This is a genomic window from uncultured Hyphomicrobium sp. (genome assembly GCF_902826555.1).
Classification (GTDB): domain Bacteria; phylum Pseudomonadota; class Alphaproteobacteria; order Rhizobiales; family Hyphomicrobiaceae; genus Hyphomicrobium_C.
On record NZ_CADEFI010000046.1, the window covers coordinates 10,274 to 27,921 of the forward strand.

The 17,648-nt window shown below is 64.3% G+C and carries 16 protein-coding genes and 1 pseudogene; 9 read left to right on the forward strand and 8 right to left on the reverse strand.

The window, feature by feature from the left end; genetic code table 11:
* Positions 1–73: 73 nt before the first annotated feature.
* Genes QZV93_RS15360 through QZV93_RS15385 form a run of 6 tightly spaced genes read left to right on the forward strand, consistent with a single transcriptional unit; the run spans position 74 to position 5,426 of the window.
* A complete protein-coding gene (locus QZV93_RS15360; RefSeq protein ID WP_295559504.1) occupies positions 74–631 on the forward strand; it encodes a GNAT family protein in 558 nt (185 codons plus the stop codon).
* Positions 632–684: 53 nt separating this feature from the next.
* Positions 685–921, forward strand: coding sequence for an acyl carrier protein (locus QZV93_RS15365; protein ID WP_295559505.1), 237 nt, complete (start codon positions 685–687; stop codon positions 919–921).
* Positions 908–1,648 carry a 3-oxoacyl-ACP reductase FabG gene (gene fabG / locus QZV93_RS15370; protein WP_295559506.1) on the forward strand — a complete coding sequence of 247 codons (741 nt, stop codon included), beginning with the start codon at positions 908–910 and terminating at the stop codon, positions 1,646–1,648. The genes QZV93_RS15365 and fabG overlap by 14 nt, the downstream gene beginning before the upstream one ends.
* Before the next feature lie 19 nt (positions 1,649–1,667).
* The gene (locus QZV93_RS15375) at positions 1,668–3,131 is read left to right on the forward strand and encodes an AMP-binding protein (protein WP_295559507.1); all 1,464 of its coding nucleotides are present in this window, start codon (positions 1,668–1,670) and stop codon (positions 3,129–3,131) included.
* Positions 3,124–4,188 (forward strand): acyl-protein synthetase, encoded by a 1,065-nt coding sequence (locus QZV93_RS15380; protein WP_295559508.1) that lies wholly within the window; start codon positions 3,124–3,126, stop codon positions 4,186–4,188. Before QZV93_RS15375 ends, QZV93_RS15380 begins: the two co-directional genes overlap by 8 nt.
* An 11-nt stretch (positions 4,189–4,199) precedes the next feature.
* Positions 4,200–5,426 carry an acyl-CoA reductase gene (locus tag QZV93_RS15385; RefSeq protein WP_295559509.1) on the forward strand — a complete coding sequence of 409 codons (1,227 nt, stop codon included), beginning with the start codon at positions 4,200–4,202 and terminating at the stop codon, positions 5,424–5,426.
* 31 nt (positions 5,427–5,457) lie between these two features.
* On the opposite strand, the gene QZV93_RS15390 is transcribed toward QZV93_RS15385, so the two are convergent.
* From QZV93_RS15390 to QZV93_RS15400, 3 genes are all read right to left on the reverse strand, one after another.
* Positions 5,458–6,114 carry a response regulator transcription factor gene (locus tag QZV93_RS15390; protein WP_295559510.1) on the reverse strand — a complete coding sequence of 219 codons (657 nt, stop codon included), beginning with the start codon at positions 6,112–6,114 and terminating at the stop codon, positions 5,458–5,460.
* 5 nt (positions 6,115–6,119) lie between these two features.
* Positions 6,120–7,490 carry a histidine kinase gene (locus QZV93_RS15395; RefSeq protein WP_295559511.1) on the reverse strand — a complete coding sequence of 457 codons (1,371 nt, stop codon included), beginning with the start codon at positions 7,488–7,490 and terminating at the stop codon, positions 6,120–6,122.
* 135 nt (positions 7,491–7,625) lie between these two features.
* The gene (locus tag QZV93_RS15400; RefSeq protein ID WP_295559512.1) at positions 7,626–7,778 is read right to left on the reverse strand and encodes a hypothetical protein; all 153 of its coding nucleotides are present in this window, start codon (positions 7,776–7,778) and stop codon (positions 7,626–7,628) included.
* Here QZV93_RS15400 and QZV93_RS15405 point away from each other — a divergent pair.
* The 3 genes from QZV93_RS15405 (at position 7,777) to QZV93_RS15415 (ending at position 10,353) form a co-directional block, all read left to right on the forward strand.
* The gene (locus QZV93_RS15405) at positions 7,777–7,926 is read left to right on the forward strand and encodes a hypothetical protein (protein WP_295559513.1); all 150 of its coding nucleotides are present in this window, start codon (positions 7,777–7,779) and stop codon (positions 7,924–7,926) included. The two genes, QZV93_RS15400 and QZV93_RS15405, sit on opposite strands and share 2 nt — an antisense overlap.
* 61 nt (positions 7,927–7,987) lie before the next feature.
* Positions 7,988–8,452: a cupin domain-containing protein gene (locus QZV93_RS15410; RefSeq protein ID WP_295559514.1), complete on the forward strand. Its 465-nt coding sequence runs from the start codon at positions 7,988–7,990 to the stop codon at positions 8,450–8,452.
* A gap of 89 nt (positions 8,453–8,541) precedes the next feature.
* Positions 8,542–10,353: a PQQ-binding-like beta-propeller repeat protein gene (locus tag QZV93_RS15415; protein WP_295559515.1), complete on the forward strand. Its 1,812-nt coding sequence runs from the start codon at positions 8,542–8,544 to the stop codon at positions 10,351–10,353.
* A gap of 8 nt (positions 10,354–10,361) precedes the next feature.
* On the opposite strand, the gene QZV93_RS15420 is transcribed toward QZV93_RS15415, so the two are convergent.
* From QZV93_RS15420 to QZV93_RS15440, 5 genes and pseudogenes are all read right to left on the reverse strand, one after another.
* A complete protein-coding gene (locus QZV93_RS15420; protein WP_295559516.1) occupies positions 10,362–13,241 on the reverse strand; it encodes a CHAT domain-containing tetratricopeptide repeat protein in 2,880 nt (959 codons plus the stop codon).
* A gap of 101 nt (positions 13,242–13,342) precedes the next feature.
* Positions 13,343–15,856 carry a heavy metal translocating P-type ATPase gene (locus tag QZV93_RS15425; protein WP_295559517.1) on the reverse strand — a complete coding sequence of 838 codons (2,514 nt, stop codon included), beginning with the start codon at positions 15,854–15,856 and terminating at the stop codon, positions 13,343–13,345.
* Positions 15,857–16,228: 372 nt separating this feature from the next.
* Positions 16,229–17,170 (reverse strand): efflux RND transporter periplasmic adaptor subunit, encoded by a 942-nt coding sequence (locus tag QZV93_RS15430; RefSeq protein WP_295559518.1) that lies wholly within the window; start codon positions 17,168–17,170, stop codon positions 16,229–16,231.
* On the reverse strand, positions 17,167–17,412 hold the full coding sequence (locus tag QZV93_RS15435) for a DUF3302 domain-containing protein (protein WP_295559519.1): 246 nt from the start codon (positions 17,410–17,412) through the stop codon (positions 17,167–17,169). The genes QZV93_RS15430 and QZV93_RS15435 overlap by 4 nt, the downstream gene beginning before the upstream one ends.
* Position 17,413: 1 nt before the next feature.
* Positions 17,414–17,648, reverse strand: a pseudogene (locus QZV93_RS15440) (carboxylesterase); the annotation flags it as partial.

The window sequence follows — 17,648 nt, forward strand, 5'->3', positions numbered from 1 at the left end:
CAAGCCAGATCGCTCAGTCTAGCGTCCAGCTTTCGTAACCCGGCAAAGGATCGGCGCACTGTCGTGGCGGGCGTTGCAGAAGGCCGGGCTATGCAGGAAACAGATCGCGATGTTCAGGGCTCCGACCGATGCAGACTTCGCTGTTCTTGCAGAGATGCGACGGGACGTGTCCATGCAGGCGATGCTCATGGCCATTCCCGAGGCGACGGATGACGAATCCGTCAGGCAATGGATCGAGCGCCGCACGCGCGACCCGGGGGGCATGTTCCGAGTCATCACCGACGCCGATCAGAAGGATGCCATCGGCTTCATTCAGGTGAGCCAGGTCAACCGGCGCAACAGGAACGGTTACGGCGCCGTGGCTGTTTCCAAGCGCGCGCGTATCCCGGGCGTCGGCCAGATCGCGATGCGCGAACTCATGCGAGCGGCGTGCTGCGACCTTGGCCTTCTAAAGCTCCTGGCCGAAATCCGGGTCGACAACTTCCCAGCGATACAAATGAACCTGATGTCCGGCTACAGCATCATCGGCACACTCGAGGCCCACTTCACCGATGCGGGTGGCAAGCTGCACGACGTGCTCCTCTTCGAGCGCCTTCTCGATCCGAGTGAATTCCAACGGGCCTCACACTGAACCCCGGCTCCTCGCGGACGCCGCCAAACCATGCGATGTGCGGAGAACTATCGATGAGCGTGCACGAACGGGTCTTCTCAGCCTTCAAAGAGGCACTCGACATCGACGAGCAGATCGATCGCTCGATCCTCGTCTATCGGGACTACGCCGAGTGGACGTCCCTCGGCCACATGACACTCGTTTCGGCTCTCGAAACCGAGTTCGATACCATGCTCGAAACGAATGACATTCTGGCCATGAGCAGTTTCGACAAGGCGGTGGAGATCATGAGCCGATATGCAGCGAATTGATCTTTCCGGTCGCGTGGCTCTGATTACCGGCGCGTCCCGGGGCATCGGGCTTGCGATCGCGCAGAGGCTCGCCGCAGCAGGCGCCACCGTCGTACTCAATGCGCGGACGATCGACGAGGAGATCATTGCGACTTTCGATGGACCGCAGGCGCAGGTCTTCGTGCTGCCGGGCGATGTCGGCGAACCGGAGGCGGTGGGGCAGTTGATCAAAACGATCTTTTCCCGCCACAAGCGGCTCGACATCCTCGTCAACAATGCCGGCATCATGCGCCCGGCCCCGATTGGCATGATCTCGGACGACGATATCGCGCAAACTCTCGACACCAACCTCGCCGGCGTGATCCACCTTATCCAATCGGCCTCGCGGCTGATGGCGCGCTCCGGCGGCAGCATCGTCAACGTCTCATCCGTCGTGGGAGCCAAGGGCGCTGCGGGCCAACTGGTCTATGCCGCCTCCAAGGCGGGGATCATCGGCGCGACATTGGCCGCCTCCAAGGAGCTGGCGCAAAAAGGCATCCGGGTCAACGCCGTCGCGCCCGGTTACATCGACACCGACATGACGGCCAAGCTCGGAGACGAGGTGAGGGTTCAGACGCTGAAGTCGATCGGCCTCGGGCGGGCCGGAACTGCAGAAGACGTTGCCGACGCCGTTCTCTTTCTGGCTTCGGATCTGTCGCGCTACGTGACGGGGCAGATTCTCGGGGTCGATGGCGGCATGGTCATTTGAGCACGGGCGAGCGCCGGTCATGATCGATGCCAGTTGCGCAGGCTTGTTTCCCCTCGGGGCCGATGCGCCCGATCGGGCGATTTTGTGGGACGACGTCAGCACAAGCTGGCAGACGGAGCGCGCGCTGCGTGCTCAGTGCATGGCGGTCGCGTCGCAGTTGGAGCAATCCGACAAACAGCTCGTGTTTGTTCTGGCCGACAATCGCGCGGCCATTCTCGTCGCCTTGCTCGCGGCCGCCGCAGCCGGACATGCCGTTGCGCTGATCGATCCCAACCTGACTGCCGACCGACTCGACAGTCTTTGCGCGCGCTACGGCCCGGATGTCGTCATCGGGACGGCGTGCTCCGAATGGATTCGGCGTGCCTCCAATCAGTCCGCCGATTGGGACATCTCGACGGGTGCAGCCCCTTCCCTGATCCTCGCCCGTCGCAAGGCGCCGAATACCGGGCCGGCGATCGCGCCGGAGTTGCTGCTGCTGCTGTTGACGTCTGGCACGACAGGGAGCGCGAAATTCGTCCGTCTTTCGCGCGCGGCGGTGGTCGCGAATGCCGCGCAGATCGCGGCCAGCCTGTCGCTCGATCCTGTGAGCGTAGCCATCGCCCATCTGCCGCTGCATTATTCGTACGGGCTGTCCGTCGTCACATCTCACCTCGCCGCCGGCGGACGCATCGCGCTCCTGGACGACGCGGTGACGTCGCCGAGCTTCTGGAGCAAGGCGGACGCCTGCGGCGGGACGCACTTTCCGGGCGTTCCATTCCATTACTCCGTTCTGGCCCGGTTCGGCTTCGATGTCGTTCCGGCCTCGATCGACACCTTCACGCAGGCAGGCGGACACCTCGACGGACGGCTCCAAAAGGCGATCCTGGACATGGCCGCGGAGCGCCGCGCGCGATTTTTCGTCATGTACGGACAGACGGAGGCGTCGCCGCGCATGACCACCGTGCCTCATGACCGATTGCGCGAAAAACTGGGATCGGTCGGGATTGCGCTGCCGCGCGGCAAGCTTCTGATCGTCGATGGAGACGGCGCGCTCTTGTCCGCCGAGGAGATCGGCGCCGTGGTCTACGAAGGGCCCAACGTCATGATGGGATACGCCGAGGGGCGGGACGATCTCGCAAAAGGCGATCTCTCACGAGGACGCCTCGAAACCGGAGACCTCGGCCGGCTGGACAGCGACGGGTACCTCTATCTTTCGGGACGCGTTGCGCGGTTTGCGAAGATTGCCGGTCTTCGGCTCAGCCTCGACGACATCGAGAAGGAGATTTCCGCGCTCGGCACCGTCGCCTGTATCGATCAGGGCGAGCGCATCATCGTGGGGTTCGAAGGCGTGGTTCCGGAGGGCGCGAAGGAGCGGCTGAAAACTCTGGCGCTCGCGTGCAAGATCCCAGCGAGCAGTTTCGCTGTGCGATCCCTGCCCGACATGCCGCGCAAACCGAACGGCAAGATCGACTACACCCGCGTGAGGGAGATGGCCGATGTTTGACCGATTGCTGGACGCGGCGCCCTATTCGCTTCGCCAGACCGAGAAGGAGCCGCTGCTCCTTACGGGGCTCAACGAGCTCATGCGTTTTCACACCGAGCGCTGCCCGGATTATGCGCGCATCATCAACGCGGCCTGGGGCGGGCTGCGGCCCTATCGCGCGATCGAGGACGTTCCGTTCCTGCCGGTCGGCCTGTTCAAGGAGATGGAGCTGTCGTCGACCGCCGTGTCCTCCATCGTGTTGCAGTCGAGCGGAACGACGGGCCAGGTCCCGAGCCGCATCATTGTCGATCCCGAAACTGCGACGCGGCAATCCCGGGCGCTGATCGCCACCTTCCGCCCGATCCTGGGCGAGAGCCGCCTGCCGTTCCTCGCCATCGACACGAAGGACGTCATCAGTGCGGCCAGCCTGACGGCGCGGGGCGCGGGCGTACTCGGCATGATGAAGTTCGGCGCAAAGGCGACCTTCGCGCTGTCGGCGGCGCTGGAGACGGATCGCCAGGCGATCCGCAAGTTCGTCGATGCGAACGGCAGCAAGCCGTTCCTGATCTTCGGCTTCACGTTCCTGGTCTGGACCAAGCTCTACGAGCAATTCGGCGACGGCGAGCTCGACCTCTCGAACGCGGTCCTCATTCATTCGGGGGGATGGAAGAAACTCGAAGCGCAGAAAGTGTCCAACGCGACGTTCCGCGAGGCATTCCGCGCGCGCTTCAACCTGACCCGGATCTACAATTTCTACGGGTTCGTGGAGCAGATCGGTTCGATGTTCGTGGAAGGTCCGGAGGGGCTGCTCTATCCGCCCAATTTCACCGACGTGATCGTGCGGCGCCCCGGTAGCTGGGAGGCGGCGGAGCCGGGCGAGGAAGGCGTGCTGCAGGTGGTCTCGCTGCTGCCGAGATCCTATCCCGGTCACAGCGTGCTGACCGAGGACAGAGGCGCGATCCTGGCCATCGACAAGGGCATCGACAACCACTTCGGCAAGGCAATTACCATCGCCGGCCGGGTGGCGAAGGCGGAGCTGCGCGGCTGCAGCGACGTGATCGCCGCCAGTGCAGCTTAGGATCAGGAAACGTGAGCGCACTCACCACAGTGTTCGAGGCCGACGGCGGGGAGCGACAGATCGACGGGGTGACGCTTCTCGAACGCCTCGAAGCCTGCCGCTCTCTGCTCGTGGCGCCGTTCGCGACGGAGAGAATCGATCTCATCGCAGCGGTCAGCGAGGCAATCCTCAAACGCAAGGCGCCCGTCTCCTCCTTCGCCAAGCATTTCGGCTTCTGGATCCGGCACGCGGCCTTGCTTCGGCTGCAGCAGGATTTCGGCCGCCGGCACCCAGCGCAAACACTGGCACGGCCACGCGGTCTCGTCTTCCATCTGCCGCCCAAGAACGTCGAGACGGTCTTTCTCTATTCCTGGGTTCTCTCTTTCCTGGCCGGCAATGCCAATGTGGTGCGCCTTCCGCGAGAGATCAGCGCCGATATGCGCTGGATCTGCGAACTCATCCTGGCGGCCCTCGGCAATGCCGCCGACCGGTCGCAATGGCTTATTCATTACCCCTCCGACAGCGATCTCGGGCGGACGATCTCCGCCGCGGCCGATGCCCGGGTCGTGTGGGGGGGCGATGCAAAGATCAAGGCATTCGAAACCATTCCGCTCAGAAACGGCGGGAAGTCGATCTGGTTCGGCGACCGCTTCTCGCTCTGCGTGCTCGATGGCGAAACGGTCGCTGCGCTCAGCGAGACCGAACGCGGCGAACTCGCGCATCGCCTCTTCAACGACATCTTCATTTTCGATCAGATGGCCTGCTCGTCGCCCCATGTCCTCTATGTGGTCGGCGATGCGGACCGGCATCTCGCCGGCATCAAGACCCTTCTCCAGGCGTTGGGTGCCGCCGCGGCGGACAAAGGCGAGGCCTCGGCGACCGGGCATCAGATCGCGAAGATGGTGCAGGCGTTCGCGTCCGCCGCAGGCGGTCTGTCGAGCGAAGTGACCTGGCGCAACGCGATGCTCACCAGCGCCATTGCCTTGGGCGAGGATCGCTCAGAGCAAAGGGTCGGGGGCGGCTTTCTCAACGTGGTCTTCGTTCCCTCGCTCGCGGCCGTCAGCGGCTTGCTTCGCGAGCATGACCAGACCGTCACCCATTTCGGCTTTCCGGCGGACGCCATTCGAGACGTCGCCGCGTCCAACACAGCTCTCGGTGTTTCGCGCTGGACGGCAGTCGGATCGGCGCTCGATTTCGACGCGGTCTGGGACGGGTACGATCTTCTTTTCGAGTTGACGCGCCTGGTCCGGGTGACCTGAGGCCACCTCGCGGTTTCCGAGCCGGCGCCGCCTAGGCTGCACCGGGCTCCGCAAGAGATTCCACCAAACCCTGGCGCATGCAGAGATAGACGAGCTCGATGTCCGAGCGGACGCCGAGCTTGGATTTGATCTCGCTATGATAGTTCGCCACGGTCTTCGGGCTGAGGTTGAAAGCCATGGCGATTTCGTCCGTCGATTTCGCGTCCAGGATCATGCGCAGGACTTCGAACTCCCGGGGCGAAAGTTGCTCGACGGCGGATGTGTCGTCGCAGAGCCGGCTCGTGGCGATGGCTTGGTTGATCTCGGCGCATAGCGCAGGGCGTCCCTTGAAGACATCGCGGATGGCGCTGACCAGAACTTCGGGCGGGCTGCTTTTCGTGACATACCCGCGCGCGCCGGCGCGAAAAGCCTGATGGGCATAGGTCGCACTCGCATGCATTGTGAAAACAAGAACGCGGGCGGCGGCGTCCAATTGGCGAATCTGGCGGACGAGATCGATGCCTCCGCGTCCCGGCATTGAGATATCGACGACGACGACGTCGGGGGCGGACTTCTTGAAGGCCTGGTAGCCCGATGCCGCGTCTTCCGCTTCGGCAACCACCTCGATCCCGGGATGCTTCTCGATCAGCCGGCGATAGCCCTCACGCACTACGGCATGATCGTCGATCAGCAGCACCCGGATGCCCATGGCGATCAGGCTCCCTGTTGAGAGGTTGGAAACTCCACCTCGAGCCCGAATCCGCCACTCGGAAGCGGGCCTGCGGCGAATTTTCCGCTCAGGGCTGCGACCCGCTCGCGCATCCCGATCAAACCGGCACCAGCGAGGCTTCGGGCTTTGGTGACGGCGGACGGTCCCGATCCGTCATCGACGACGGAAAGGCTGATGCGGGCGTTGTGCACGTCGGCATGCTGGGTGAGCGAAACGCGGACGTTGCGGGCGTTGGCGTGCTTCGACGCATTTGTCAGCGCCTCCTGAACGATCCGGTAGACATGGGCGCTGGTCTCGGCGCGGAGCTTCTCGATCTCTCCAGCGGTCTCGATCGAATAGGTCGTGCGCCCGCGTGCCGTCTCGTTGTGCTGCTCGACGAGCGCCCTGAGGCTCGGAACCAAACCGAGATCGTCAATTTCCTGCGGGCGCAGATAGGTGAGTGTCCGGCGGAGCGACACCATCAGGACGGATGCCATCTGCTCGAGCGCCCGGGCCTCGTCAACGAGCGCCGGCGCGTCGATCTGGGCGCTCCTCCTGATGCAGGCCGCGAGCGCGTTCATGGCCGCAAGCTTCTGCGCAATCTCGTCATGCAGCTCACGGGCGATATGCCGCCGCTCCTGCTCCTGCATGTCGACGAGGCGGCGCGCAAGCTCGGCTCGCTCGGAGGTGGCTTTGCCGAGTTGTTCGGTGACCGAGTTGAAAACCTCGCTGATGCGATTGAGCTCGGTCAGACGGAACGGCGGCAGGCGGCAGGCGAGGTCGCCGTGTGCCAGGCGATTGAGACCGGACAGAATGTCTTTCGCGGGCAGGAGCGCCCTATGGACGACAAGATAGCTGACGAGGCACAGGGCCGCGACGAGAACAGCCGACAGCCCGAGGAGCGGCGCGATCGTTCCCCATGCGCGGGCAGCCGTCGCGACAGGATCGAACGTCGCGACGATGGTGCCCTGGAGGTCGCCGCGATGGGCAAGCGGCCGGGTTGTCGTGAGATTGTCGGCGATCAGCCAACGGTGGAAGCGGAAGAACCATTGCGGCGCGCTTAGGGATCCGCCATCGAACCCGGCGCAGCTCGAACGGTTGCGCGATGTGTCGGTGCCACGAAACTCGATGCACTGGCCGGGCTCGAGCGCGTAGCTCGATACAAGGTCCCAATCCGGGAAGCGCTTCGGCACGTCCGTTCCTCTTTCGATGCGTGTGAGTTGCAGATCAAGCTGGCGAGCGGCGAGATCGACCAGGCTGGCGTTCTGCTGTTTGGCCTCGCGCGCGGTGACATAGAGCGCAAGCCCGGATCCGGTGAGAAAGCACGCCAGCGCCACCAAGGTAATCCGTCTCACCAGTAGCCACTTAAGGTCCATGACGACGCCTCGCCGGTCACATCTGCGTCGAAGCTAGAGGGCCCCGTTCGGGCTGTGAAGGGCTGGGCCACACGCTCGGGAAATTTTCACAAAGGGTCTCGGGAGGGGCGCACTGGTCCCGACGTCCCGTCCTTTCTAGGCTTCGCGGCCAAGACGGAAATGCGGGAAACCTTTGAACATGCAGCGGCTTGGAGCGAAGGCTTTTTGGCAATCCCTGAAATGGCTTTGCAAAAACGCGCCGTCGCACGGGAGGGAGAGACTGCTTTTTGCTTCGGTGTCGATCGCCATGGCGACCTTCGCCGCGTTCGCCAGCCTCGAACTCATCCGGCTGCATCAAGCGGCGAATATGGAGAGTTCGGGTCGCACGAGCGGTGTCGAAGGCCTCGTCGGCGCCCCCGACAGCCGCTGTCTGAAGCAGGCTGACGGTCGCCTGTAGCAGACGTCCGTGCTCGGAATTTCAAGGCTCACTTCAACGTCACAGGAGGAAAAAACGGTCCATGAGGAAAAGTCTGATCGCTGCCGCGATGATCGTGCTGTCCGGCGCCGCGCTCGCCGATGATCCGGCTCAGCACGCCAGGGAGCTGACGCCAGCCGACATCAAGTTCGAGGACAATCCGGCGTTTCCGAAGGGTGCGCAATCGATGCTCATTCACGGCGACCCGGCGAAACCCGAGTTTTTCATCATCCGCCTCAAGTTTCCGCCCAACTACGTCGTCCCGGCGCACACGCATCCGGCGCTCGAGTCCGTAACGGTCCTCTCCGGCGCCATGGGAAGCGGGATGGGCGACAAGGTGGACACCTCGAAGGGCAAGATGCTCGAGGCGGGCTCCTTGCTCATCCTGCCTGCCAATCATGCCCACTATGTCTGGACCAAGGATGAGGAGACGATCATCCAAGTGGCTGCTAATGGTCCTTTCGACATCATCTACGTCAATCCGGACGAAGATCCGCGCAAGAAGTAGCCGTGCGTTTTGCCGGCGGATCACTGCGCCAGAAACTTTCAGGCCCGCCGCCGCAGGACGGCGGGCCCAACACATAGGGAGCGACGATCATGTTGAGCGCATGGAAGCGTGGCCTTCTGCTGCCGGCGATCCTCTTGCTTCTGTGCAAGGCTCCGGCCGCATGGTCGGCGGACGTCGGCGATGATCGCCTGAAGTCGGCGGCGCAGACTCGTGGCGACTGGCTTCTCTATGGACGCGACTACAGTCAGCAGCGCTTCTCGCCGCTCGATCAGATCAACGCCGGGACCGTGAAGCGGCTGGTGCCGAAATGGATCTATCAGACCGGCATCTCGGCGACCTTTCAAACCTCACCGCTGATCGCCGACGGCGTCATGTATATCACGACGCCCTTTTCCAACGTCGTCGCATTGGATGCCAAAACAGGGCGTGAGAACTGGCGCTATGACCACAAGCGCGTCTCTGAAAAGCCCTGTTGCGGGCCGGCTAATCGTGGCGCCGCGATCGGCTACGGCAAGATCTATGTCGCAACCGTCGATGCGCGGCTGATCGCGCTCGATCAAAAATCCGGCAAGCCGATCTGGGATATCGCGCTCGCCGAGCAGGGAACGGGGGCGACGGAGGACAAGCAAGTTCTGGCCGCCGGGGACCCTCTGCATGCCCGGAACATCACGGGGTCGACGGGCGTCGGTGCCGTCATCGCGCCGCTGGTCTACGACGGCAAAGTCATCGTCGGCATCACCGGGGTCGGATACGGCATGCATCTCGACAGCCCGCGACCGGGCGCACCGCTCGGTGCGGTGGTCGGCGTCGCAGGACGATACGGGCGCCCCGGATTTCTTGCCGCCTACGACGCCGAAACGGGGAAACAAATCTGGAAGTTCGAGACGACGCAGCAGGGGTGGGAAGGACGTTTCCGCACGGAGACGCCGGACGGCGTTCCCCTCCGCCGCGATATCACTGCCGAGAAGGCCGCCCTCGCCAACTATCCGGATGCATGGCGTTATGGCGGCGGATCCATCTGGCACACGCCGACCGTCGATACGGCTGCGGGCCTCCTCTATTTCGGTGTCGGCAATCCCTCGCCTCAAGCCGCCGACAGCACGCGGCCGGGCGACAATCTCTACACCGTCTCCTTGGTGGCGCTCGAGGCGGCCACCGGCAAGCTGGTGTGGCATTTCCAGCAGGTTCCGCACGACATGTGGGGCTACGACGTGGCCAGCCCGCCGACGCTGTTCGAGGTCGAGATGGGCGGAAAATCGGTCCCCGCGATAGGGCAGGCGAGCAAGCTCGGGTGGTATTACGTGCACGACCGCCGCGACGGCGCGCTGCTGTTCAAATCGGATGCGTTCGTTCCGCAAGACAACCTGTTCGCGCCACCGACGCCGCAAGGCGTCCGCATCACGCCTGGTCCGGCCGGTGGGTCCAATTGGTCGCCGGCGTCGCTCGACGCGTCGCGCGGTGTCGTCTATGTCGCCGGAATGCACGTGCCCATGATCTATCGCACGGCCGAGCTGCCGGCGGAGGGCGAAAAGCCTGCGGTTCCGTACTTCATCATCGAGCCGTCGCATGAAGAGAACTGGGGAACGCTGACGGCGCTCGATCTTTCCAAGAGCGGCCGCATCGCGTGGCAGACGAAAACCGACCAGCCCCTCGTCGGCGGCGTGTTGGCGACGGCGGGCGGCCTCGTTTTCACCGGCGAGGGCGGCGGCGATTTTTCGGCATTCGACGCAAAGAGCGGCGCGAAGCTGTGGAGCTTCAACTGCGGCGCGGGCGTCAACGCGCCGCCCGTGAGCTACGAGAGCGATGGCGCGCAGTACGTGGCCGTTGCGGCAGGCGGCAGCCAGATCTGGGGTTTCCGGCAAGGCGGCGCCGTCGTCGTGTTCGGCCTCGCGGAAAACTAGGAGCGGCGTCAGCGGCGTCCGCTCTCGCCAACGACAACGAAGGGTGCCCAATACGAAGGGTGTGAGGCCTGGGCATCTGGGCTATCGGCCAGGGCCAGCATGGAGTGGCGCATCGCCTCCGCCCGTCCCCAGCCCGCATGACCCGCCGTGATGGCACCCGTCACGAGGTCGACCGCTGCCTTCTCGCGCACCGCCCAATGCGACACCAGGAGAGAGCGGGCGCCAGCGTAGAAGAAGGCGCGTGCCAGACCGGACAGGGCTTCCGCGTTCTTGGCGCCGCCGGCCGCCGTGTTGCACGCGGAGAGGACCACCCAGTCGGCATCGAGCTTGAGAGCGGCGATCTCCGATGCCGAAAGATAGCCGTCGTCCTCGTCGGTGCCGGTCTCGGGCGGCGTCAGCACGAGCCCCGGCTCGGCGCTGATCTTGAGCTCGCCTGCAACGGCACCGTGGGTCGCGAAATTGACCACCGCGTACGAGGCGAGCACGCCGGAGCGGCTCAAGTCCTTGACGCTCGCCTCGGTCGCCCGCGCACCGAGATGGATGTCGTCCTCGATGGCGCCCACCACCTGTGCCACGTCACACGCGAGGTTGGCCGTCTGGGGGACGGGCGGAAGCAGGCGAAGGTTCGCCGTATTGGCGCCGCCGAGCGTCGGTTGATCGTCGAGCTCAGCATACGCTTGGCGCAGTCCGGCGATCACTCCGAGTTGTGCGACGGCCGCGCAGTCCCGCATGGCCTCTGCGAGCGCGGCCCGCGTCTTGTCGTCGGCGCTCCTGCCGTCGAGCAACGGATTGGCAAACGCGATGTAGGAGCGGTGATGCGCCGTGGGCTGCGGTGCGCGCTCCCGCAGTGCTTTTAGGCTCGCGACCGACGGCAATACGGTGATGGCGTGGCGGCGCATGAGCCAAGCCGGTGCTGCGCCGTCGCGCGGCGGCTCTGTGACCAGGACGTGGAGCGGTAACTTTTGTAACGCTCCCGACGGCACGACAAAGAGCTGCCTGTCCCCAAGCAGATCCTCGACCTCGGCAAACAGTCCGCGATAGAGGGCGTATGCCTTGGCGGTATCGAAGGGCAGTGTCGGCTGCGGGGACGACCTGTCCCGACCGATCAGCTCCCGGCATCGCTCTTTGCCGTCTCCCTGCCACGCGCCGAGATCGAGCCCGCACCTGAGGGCCGCGACATGGCTTTCGAGCGCCTCGGTTCCCAGATCCGAACGCACCCAGCGGCTCTCGGTGCGCGTGACAACCCAGATGAAGGTTTCCTGGGGAGCGACCTCGAACGTGTTATTCGTATCGAGGAACACTACCATCGCCTCGTCATCGCCGAGATCGGCCTGGATGTCTTGCAATGAGGCGGATCTCGGCTGGGCGAGCGCCGCGTAGTTCGGAAACTCGCGTGCCAATCGGGCGTCGATGTCCTTGAGCCTGGCGTCGATCTCTGCAAGGCGCGCTTGCAGCGCCGCTTCGGCCTCTGCATTGCGCTTGTCGGGCGCTTCGCCCTTGGTCGCAATCAGCAGCCCGTCCTTGACTTTCCACTCGCCGACGAGATCCTGACGTTCGCGCACGACTCCCGCCAGCGCGGGGTCACCCTTTGCGCTTCGCGCGGCCATCTGCGCGAGCGACTGCGCGGCCTCCGAGGTTTCCGCCCACTGCGCCGTCTCGAACGTATCTCGTGCGGCGCGCGAAGGATCGTCGTGCCCGTGCGCCATCAATCGGCGGATGGCTTTGACAAGGCCGCGGAAGTACCACGTCCGCTGTGGATCTTCGGCCGATCCGGTTTCGGTGTCCGCCGTCGCGATTCCAAGGCCGCGCTCGGTCCGACGCTGGATGATGTCCGCCGCACGCCGCCAGTAGAGCGCGGCCTCACCCCAATCACGCTGTCCGAAGGCGAGCCAGGCGCGCGTACCTAAGCTGCTGGCGAGGGCCGTGTGATCGGGTCCGAGTGCCGCCTCGATGATGGCGCTGCGGCGCTGATAGAGGGGCGCGGCGTCGGGATAGCGTTCGTATTGATGATACAGGCGGGCGAGGCTGCCGAGCGTACCGGCAACGGCAAGATGGTTCGGTCCGAGGGTCGCTTCCTGGATGGCGAGGCTGCGCTTGAAAAGCGGCTCGGCTTCGGCGGCGCGTCCCTGCGTCTCGTAGAGCGTGGCAAGTTGATTGAGCGCGGTCGTGATCATCGGATGGCTGGCGCCATACGCGCCCTCGACAATAGAAAGGGCGCGCGTGGTCAGGCGCTCTGCGTCTGGGATCCGGCCCTGGCGGGCGTAAAGCTTAGCAAGGTAGGTGAGATCGAATGCGTGACGTCCGGGATCGGCACCCGGTGTCGCGTCGTTGATCGCAATGGCGCGCTCGATCAGCCGCTCCGCATCGGCACGGCGGCCCTGTGTCCCGTAAATCCGGGCGAGTGTGCTCAGGCTCTCGGCGACGTCGGGATGATTGGCCCCAAGCAGGCTCTCTCGGATCGTCAGTGCGCGCCTCACGAGCTGCTCGGCTTCGGCCTGCCGCGCCTGACCGGCGACGGCTTCGGCGAGGATGTTGAGGCTCGCCGCGACGTCGGGATGATTTGGGCCGAGGGCTTCCTCCCGAATGGCGAGGCAACGCTTTGCCGGCGCCTCGGCATCTGGGAAGCGACCTTGCCGGCCGGCAAGTTGAGCCAGCTCATAGAGGCTTTTTGCGACATCGAGATGATGCGGACCGAGGGTGGCCTCGCCGAGGGCGACGGCCCGCTCCGAGATAGGGATCGCCTCGGCGTATTTTCCGGCGTCGGACAGGCGCTTGATTTCGGCATTGAGGGCGCCGATGTCCTCGGACTCCTGTGCCCTTCCCGGGCCCGCCAGTGTGAGGCAGCATGCAAAAATAAGAATGGCAATACGCGCCCGTGGAGGTCTCATCAAAGGATCTCCGCAATCACTCAAACAAACATGCAAAAGAATGTCAGGGCCGCGAAGCAGCAACAAGGGGCTTTTCGGCCGGCGGCTTTCCGGAGGTCGCCTCAGTTGCGGATTTCGCCCGCTCGCGACGCGACGGCTTTCCCGTCGGGCTCGCGATAAGCGAGCAGCCGCAGGGCATTGACGACGACGAGCAGCGTCGAGCCTTCATGCAGTGCCACGGCCGGGCCAATTCCCAGGCCGAGAATAGTTGCCGGGACGAGGAGAGCGACGACACCCAAGCTGACGAACACATTCTGGAGGATGATGGCTCGCGTCTTGCGGCTGAGGCCCACCGCGAAGGGCAGATGTGCCAGGTCATCGGCCATCAGTGCGACATCTGCAGTCTCGAGCGCCACGTCGGATCCGGCCGCTCCCATGGCAATGCCGACGGTCGCGTTTGCCATGGCCGGTGCATCGTTGACGCCGTCGCCGACCATCGCGACCTTGGCCTCGCCGCGAAGCTTGCGGATGGCCTCGACTTTGTCCTCGGGCATCAGGTCGCCCCAAGCCTCGTCGAGCCCGACCTCGCTCGCGATGGCATCGGCGACCTTCTGGTGATCGCCGGAAATCATGATCATGCGCTCGATGCCCAGCGCATGCAGGCGCTGCAACGCCGCGCGCGCGGCGGGCCGGGGCGTGTCCATGAGGCCGATGGCGCCCAGATCCCTGTTACCGAGGCGGACCGCCATCGTCGTGCGGCCCGCTTCACGCAATCCGGCGATGGCAGCAGCCGCCGCTTCACCCAATGGCGGGACGCCATCGATGCCGAACATCTCCGCTTTGCCGACCCAGACCTCCTCGCCGTCGATGGTTGCTGAGACGCCGTGCCCCGTGAGGCTTCGGAGATCACCGGCGGGCGTCACTCCGGCCTCGCCGAGGCGGGCTTTTGCATCGCGGACGATCGCCGCGGCAAGCGGATGGTCACTCAGCTGCTCGACCGCAACGGCGGTCGCGAGCAGCTCGCTTTCCGTGGCGTTCGCAACCGGCACAATGTCCGTGATGCGCGGGCGACCCTCGGTGAGGGTGCCGGTTTTGTCGAAGGCGATGGCGTCGAGCGATCCGAGTTCCTCGAGCGGAGCGCCGCCCTTTATAAGGACGCCTCCCCGGGCCGCTCTGGCGATGCCCGAGAGCACCGCGCTCGGAGTGGCGATGGCCAGCGCGCATGGGCTTGCGGCCACCAGCACCGCCATGGCGCGATAGAAGCTGTCGCGAAACGGCTCGTCGACAATCACCCACGCGAACAGAAGCGCAAAGGCGAGCGTCAGAACCGCGGGAACGAAGATGCGCTCGAACTTCTCGGTGAAGCGTTGTGTCGGGGACCTGCGCGTCTCCGCCTCGCTCACCATCTCAACCACCCGCGCGAGGGCCGACTCGGCAGAGAGGCGCGTCACCTCGACCTCGATCGCACCCGAGCCATTGATCGTGCCGGCGAATACCCTGGATTCGCGATCGACATCGTTGGGACGTGCACGGGCGGCTGCGGCATCCTGGACGGGCCGCTTGTCGACGGGAATGCTTTCGCCTGTCACCGGGGCTTGATTGACGCTCGTCGTGCCTTCGAGCACAAATCCGTCGGCCGGCAACCTCTCGTTGGGACGGACGACGACAAGGTCGCCCACCAAAAGGCTTTCGACCGGAACCTCCCGGTCCTCGCCGTTCCGGCGCACCGTCGCGGTCTCGGGCGCGAGTTCGGCCAAGGCCTCGATCGCCTTCCTGGCGCGCCCCATGGCGTAGTGCTCGAGCGCGTGGCCAAGGCTGAACAGGAACAGGAGGAGCGCGCCCTCCGCCCAAGCGCCGAGGGCGGCGGCACCGGCTGCCGCAACCAACATCAGAGTGTCGATCTCGAACCGCCTGTGGCGAAGGTTGTCGATCGCCTCGCGCAGCGTGAAAAAGCCGCCGAAGATGTAAGCCGCCACGTAGAAGACGATGGGCAGCCAACCGGGTGCCGCCGCGACAAGCTTCCCGATCGCGAAGCCGACACCGAGGAGCGCGCCGCAGGCCAGTGCGAAGAGCATCTCGCTGTCGAGACCGAGCGCGCCCGAATGGGAGTGAGAATGCGCGTGCTCCTCGCCCTCAACTTCACCGTGGCGATGGCGATGTTCTCCCTCGTGCGGCACTGGCGCATCGTTCGCGGCCGGCCTCACGCCCATCCCGGATAGGGTTTCGAGAATCGTCCGCTCCGAGCAAATCGCCCTGTCGAACTCGACCCGCACCAATCCGGCGGCACTCGCATCTGCCTCCAGAACTCCGGCCAGCTTGCTCAGGCGCTCCTGCACCGCGCCGGCGCGGCGTTGGTGACCGATGCCGTCGACCTGCCAGATTGCATGTCCAAACCGCTCCGAGATCGTGGCTCCCGCGGCTTCAACGATTTCGCGCACGCGTGACAACGTCAGAAGGTCGGGGTCGAAATGGACGCAAAGCTCGGCGTTCGCCTTTCCCGCGCCGGTGACGACATGCACTTTCTCGATGCCGGACCGCCCTTCGAGCTCAGCAACGAGCCGACCGACGCAGGCATCGGATGTATCGGCGATCTCGGGGAGCAGGACCGGGATGTCGAGCTTTAGAGTGGTTGTCATGACGCTCGCTTCGCTTGCCCCTCTACCGCTTGCGCGGCTGCCGCCGTTGCAGCGTGCATAGCTGAAGCTTTAAGTAGCGGGTGAAAGGGCCGAGGCCAACACCGCCCGCGATCAAGCTCCCATCTCATTTGTACCACTTCGAGGAGCGGCGGCTAAAAGTGCCTCGGATCGTCGGGTCGGGAAGAAGTCTGCGATTTTCGGGCTGCACTGCAAAAAGGTCGGACTTCCGCTCCCGGCCCATCTCTGCCTCGGTCGATCTGACGGTCTGTCCCAAAAGCGGAAGTCGTCGATCGCATTATCGCACTCGATGAAGAGCGACAGAACAAACCCCGGGAGCGCAACTCCCGGAGCTCGCCCCCTGGCGTATTGTCATCAGAATGGGTCGATGTAGTTCAAAATCGCGGTCATGCGCAGCATAACGCGGCGGATGACGTGCGCGACCTTGACGTGGTCGGTGAAGATGGCTGCCTCACCCGTGGCGCCGGCAGGCAATTGCTTCGCAAGTTCGTCGTCGTCGAGTTTGAGGCGTACCACGAACGGTGCCGACGTCACTTCTGACGGGGCGACTGCGAACCCCGATGGCTTGATCTGGCCGGTCGAGACCGCTTGAAGGACGGTGTCGACTTTGGCCGTGAAAATATGGCCCGGGTGAAGCTTGAACGTGAGCTCCACTTTCTGATCTGGCTCGATGTATCTGGCATAGATCTGGGGGATCTCGGTGGCCACGATCGTTTCCGACGTGTCGATGAACGCCATCACTGGCGACAGAGGAAGGTTGGCGACGCGTGCGCCTTTGCGCAGCGCGACGTTGGTCACATAGCCATCGGCCGGTGCACGAACCACCGTTTTGTCCAAGTTCCATTGGGCCGCCGTAAGCTGCGCCTTCAGCTGCTTCACCTCGGATTCGCGTTGTTGGACATCGAACAGGCGCCCGGCGTCGTGCGCCTGCAATTGACCCATCTGCTCGCGCCGAAGCTCTGCAAATTTGAACTGTGCATCGAGCGCATCGACTTGGGCCCGGAAGGGCGCTTCATCGATGCGGAACAGCACGTCGCCCGCTTTGAGAGGTTTGTTGGCCGCGACCGGCACGTCGACCACCTCGCCGGCGACATCGGGGACGATCTGGACCGAATGCCGGGCAACGAGCACCGGACCTGACGGCGCTCCCCACCCCATCGGAATGAAAAGCGCGATGTTGAGAATGAGCAGCCAAATGAGAGGTGAGGTCTTCCAGAACAGATTCGCCGGAACGAGCTTGAAGCGGATCAGAAGAAAGAGTGCCGCCAGGTAGACCAGGAGCAGGAAGATCATCATGGCGTGGATGCCTTTCTGCCCGGAGCTGGAACGTCGACGAAGGCCCAAACAAGCGCTAGAGGCCACAGCACGAACCCGCAGATCAGTGTGACCCAACCCGCGACCTCCACCGCCTCCGCCCAGGGGTGATTGCGGCTCTTGGCAAGGTAGCCAGGCGCCATGCCGATCGCGATGAAGATCGCAATGGCGAGGAGCGCCATGACTATCAGGACGAACCAGGCGAAAACGTCGATGAAGGACATGTCAATCGCTCCCGTCTCCGCTCCCTCTTCCTTCAGCCGAGCTCGCGACAGGCTGCGGGTCTGGGAACTTCCAGCTTCCGTTCAGGATGTCGACGCGTGGGCGATAGAGACGGACCGTGTAGTTCCAACCCGGCATGATCGGCAGGCAGTTTGCAATTTTTCCGTCGCAACCGCCGAACTGTACGGCGACCGATCCATCCGCGCTTTTCTCAGCGGTGATGTTGTTGAGTGAATAA

What these genes read in the sequence shown, in the direction of transcription:
- QZV93_RS15405 (WP_295559513.1), top strand. Translation starts at nt 7,777, where the DNA reads ATGGCGACCTTCGCCGCGTTCGCCAGCCTCGAACTCATCCGGCTGCAT.
- QZV93_RS15375 (WP_295559507.1), top strand. Translation starts at nt 1,668, where the DNA reads ATGATCGATGCCAGTTGCGCAGGCTTGTTTCCCCTCGGGGCCGATGCG.
- QZV93_RS15365 (WP_295559505.1), top strand. Translation starts at nt 685, where the DNA reads ATGAGCGTGCACGAACGGGTCTTCTCAGCCTTCAAAGAGGCACTCGAC.
- QZV93_RS15435 (WP_295559519.1), bottom strand. Translation starts at nt 17,412, where the DNA reads ATGTCCTTCATCGACGTTTTCGCCTGGTTCGTCCTGATAGTCATGGCG.
- QZV93_RS15415 (WP_295559515.1), top strand. Translation starts at nt 8,542, where the DNA reads ATGTTGAGCGCATGGAAGCGTGGCCTTCTGCTGCCGGCGATCCTCTTG.
- QZV93_RS15380 (WP_295559508.1), top strand. Translation starts at nt 3,124, where the DNA reads ATGTTTGACCGATTGCTGGACGCGGCGCCCTATTCGCTTCGCCAGACC.
- QZV93_RS15430 (WP_295559518.1), bottom strand. Translation starts at nt 17,170, where the DNA reads ATGATGATCTTCCTGCTCCTGGTCTACCTGGCGGCACTCTTTCTTCTG.
- QZV93_RS15395 (WP_295559511.1), bottom strand. Translation starts at nt 7,490, where the DNA reads ATGGACCTTAAGTGGCTACTGGTGAGACGGATTACCTTGGTGGCGCTG.
- QZV93_RS15425 (WP_295559517.1), bottom strand. Translation starts at nt 15,856, where the DNA reads ATGACAACCACTCTAAAGCTCGACATCCCGGTCCTGCTCCCCGAGATC.
- QZV93_RS15410 (WP_295559514.1), top strand. Translation starts at nt 7,988, where the DNA reads ATGAGGAAAAGTCTGATCGCTGCCGCGATGATCGTGCTGTCCGGCGCC.
- QZV93_RS15420 (WP_295559516.1), bottom strand. Translation starts at nt 13,241, where the DNA reads ATGAGACCTCCACGGGCGCGTATTGCCATTCTTATTTTTGCATGCTGC.
- fabG (WP_295559506.1), top strand. Translation starts at nt 908, where the DNA reads ATGCAGCGAATTGATCTTTCCGGTCGCGTGGCTCTGATTACCGGCGCG.
- QZV93_RS15390 (WP_295559510.1), bottom strand. Translation starts at nt 6,114, where the DNA reads ATGGGCATCCGGGTGCTGCTGATCGACGATCATGCCGTAGTGCGTGAG.
- QZV93_RS15400 (WP_295559512.1), bottom strand. Translation starts at nt 7,778, where the DNA reads ATGGCGATCGACACCGAAGCAAAAAGCAGTCTCTCCCTCCCGTGCGAC.